Here is a 1801-nt window from a genome sequence, read left to right on the forward strand (position 1 = left end):
GATTGCTGGGAATCTGATTAAAGACCCGACAATCCGCCATACTTCCGCTGGAACTCCGGTATCGAATTTTATAATTGCTTCGAACCGGAAATTCCGCGACAACACCGGCCAATGGAAAGAAGATGTTTGCTTTATTGGCATCGTGGCTTGGTACAAATTGGCGGAAGATTGCGCGACGAATCTGATGAAAGGTTCGGCGGTGTTAGTAGAAGGCGAGCTGCAAAGCCGGAATTTGCGCGGCGATGACGGTTCGATTCGAACCGTGGTCGAAATAAAAGCCCGCCGGATTCAATTCCTGAATAAAAAGGAAGTAACTATACTTGAATCCGATGAGCTGACATATTCCCAACATTCGGAATATCCGCCGGAATAGCGTAAACCCCTTTTATTGAACGAGAAAGAGAGCGATCGTGGCAAGAACGATGAGTTACAAAAAGAAGCCGTGCCGGTTTACCGAGGCAGGGATCTTCTATATCGATTATAAAGACGAGAAGATGCTGCAACGTTATGTTACCGAAGAAGGCAAGATTATTCCCCGTCGGGTGAATGGATCTACTGCATGGCATCAGCGACAGCTAATCATTGCGATTAAACGAGCGCGCCACATGGCGTTGTTGCCGTTCGTCGCGGATAACCCACGGTAACCGGAGGAGTAACGAGATGAAGGTATTATTGAAGACCGACGTCGAGCGGCTCGGTGTTGCCGGAGATGCGGTTACGGTTAAAGACGGATTCGCCCGTAATTATTTGATTCCGCGCGGATTCGCGATGATTGACTCCCCCGGCAATCGCAACACATTATCACATGTGTTCCGCCGGAGTTGGAAAATACGCGGGGAGAAACAAAAGCGTGAAGCCCAAAAGGCTGTACAAGAGTGGGGTCACCTCGCGATTGAAATCTCGATGCGCGTAGGCGACGATGGAAAAATGTTTGGTGCGGTAACGTCATCCGATATCGCCGAACAACTGCTCGCACAGAAGAACATTACCATCGACCGTCGCAAACTTCAACTGGACGAACCGTTGAAAGCGATTGGCGAGCACTTGGTACCATTGAAACTGCACGCCGAAGTTGCTGCGACGATTCACGTTCACATCAAGCCGGTCGTCGAAGCGGTACCGGAAGAAGTGGTTGCAGACCCTGTACCTGCGAACGAAGAGGATGAGATTCCCGAATCCTTCCGCGAGTAAAAGGGTAACATTTGTAGTGAAAAGGGTGGCAAGATGCCACCCTTTTTGTTGTAGCAGAGAGAGCGAAAAGAAATCACCACCAATACTGTTTGCCATTTTGTACAGTGAAAATTCGTTCTGGGTGTTCCCCATTGATCGGATTGGGATTTACAAGGATGTAGACCCGGTTTTCTGGAACATTGGATACCACAACTTGATCGCACTCCTTATTGCATTCGACAACTCCGGCTTGTTTCCAGTTTCCGGTCATGTGATACAGGATGTAGCGTGAGCCGGCAAGAAACTTCGCTGGTAAATGGCGTACTCCTTTGGGTGTCCACTGGGAAACAGCATTTCGCAGGGTAAGTGAGGTTGTCGCTTTTTCATTTCCGTTAAATACCTGCATTGTCCCGTCGCTACGTAACAAAAACGGATCATCGATTATTGTGTTCTTCTTGTCGCGAGTAAATGACATACTATAGAGTACCGATTTCCCGACTTTCTTAAAGTTCGCAATGCCATTTTCAACCGGAGCCCAATCGATTGGCTTCCACTCACCGCGATGGAAGACGTTTAGATACACCACATTCGTTTGACTTTGTAATTGTTGTGAGACCCGCGCTCGAATGTC

At 48.4% G+C, this 1801-nt stretch carries 4 protein-coding genes; 3 read left to right on the forward strand and 1 reads right to left on the reverse strand.

All coding sequences use genetic code 11. The features are described 5' to 3' along the window. The first annotated feature begins 1 nt into the window (after position 1). From ssb to rplI, 3 genes are read left to right on the forward strand one after another with little or no spacing between them, the layout of a single operon-like run. Positions 2 to 373, forward strand: coding sequence for a single-stranded DNA-binding protein (gene ssb, locus OEM52_15080; GenBank protein MDK9701457.1), 372 nt, complete (start codon positions 2 to 4; stop codon positions 371 to 373). Positions 374 to 422: 49 nt separating this feature from the next. Then, positions 423 to 644 carry a 30S ribosomal protein S18 gene (gene rpsR, locus OEM52_15085; protein MDK9701458.1) on the forward strand — a complete coding sequence of 74 codons (222 nt, stop codon included), beginning with the start codon at positions 423 to 425 and terminating at the stop codon, positions 642 to 644. Between the two features lie 16 nt (positions 645 to 660). Beyond that, entirely contained in the window at positions 661 to 1191 is a 531-nt protein-coding gene (rplI, locus tag OEM52_15090; GenBank protein MDK9701459.1) for a 50S ribosomal protein L9, read from the forward strand. A gap of 73 nt (positions 1192 to 1264) precedes the next feature. Here the strand turns inward: rplI and OEM52_15095 are convergent. Beyond that, positions 1265 to 1801: hypothetical protein (locus tag OEM52_15095; protein MDK9701460.1), on the reverse strand; the 537-nt coding region annotated here is incomplete at its 5' end.

The organism is bacterium, from assembly GCA_030247525.1.
GTDB lineage: Bacteria > Electryoneota > JAOADG01 > JAOADG01 > JAOADG01 > JAOTSC01.

Bases quoted from the DNA above. Each gene is read 5' to 3' on its own strand.
- rplI (MDK9701459.1), top strand. From the start codon at position 661: ATGAAGGTATTATTGAAGACCGACGTCGAGCGGCTCGGTGTTGCCGGA.
- rpsR (MDK9701458.1), top strand. From the start codon at position 423: ATGAGTTACAAAAAGAAGCCGTGCCGGTTTACCGAGGCAGGGATCTTC.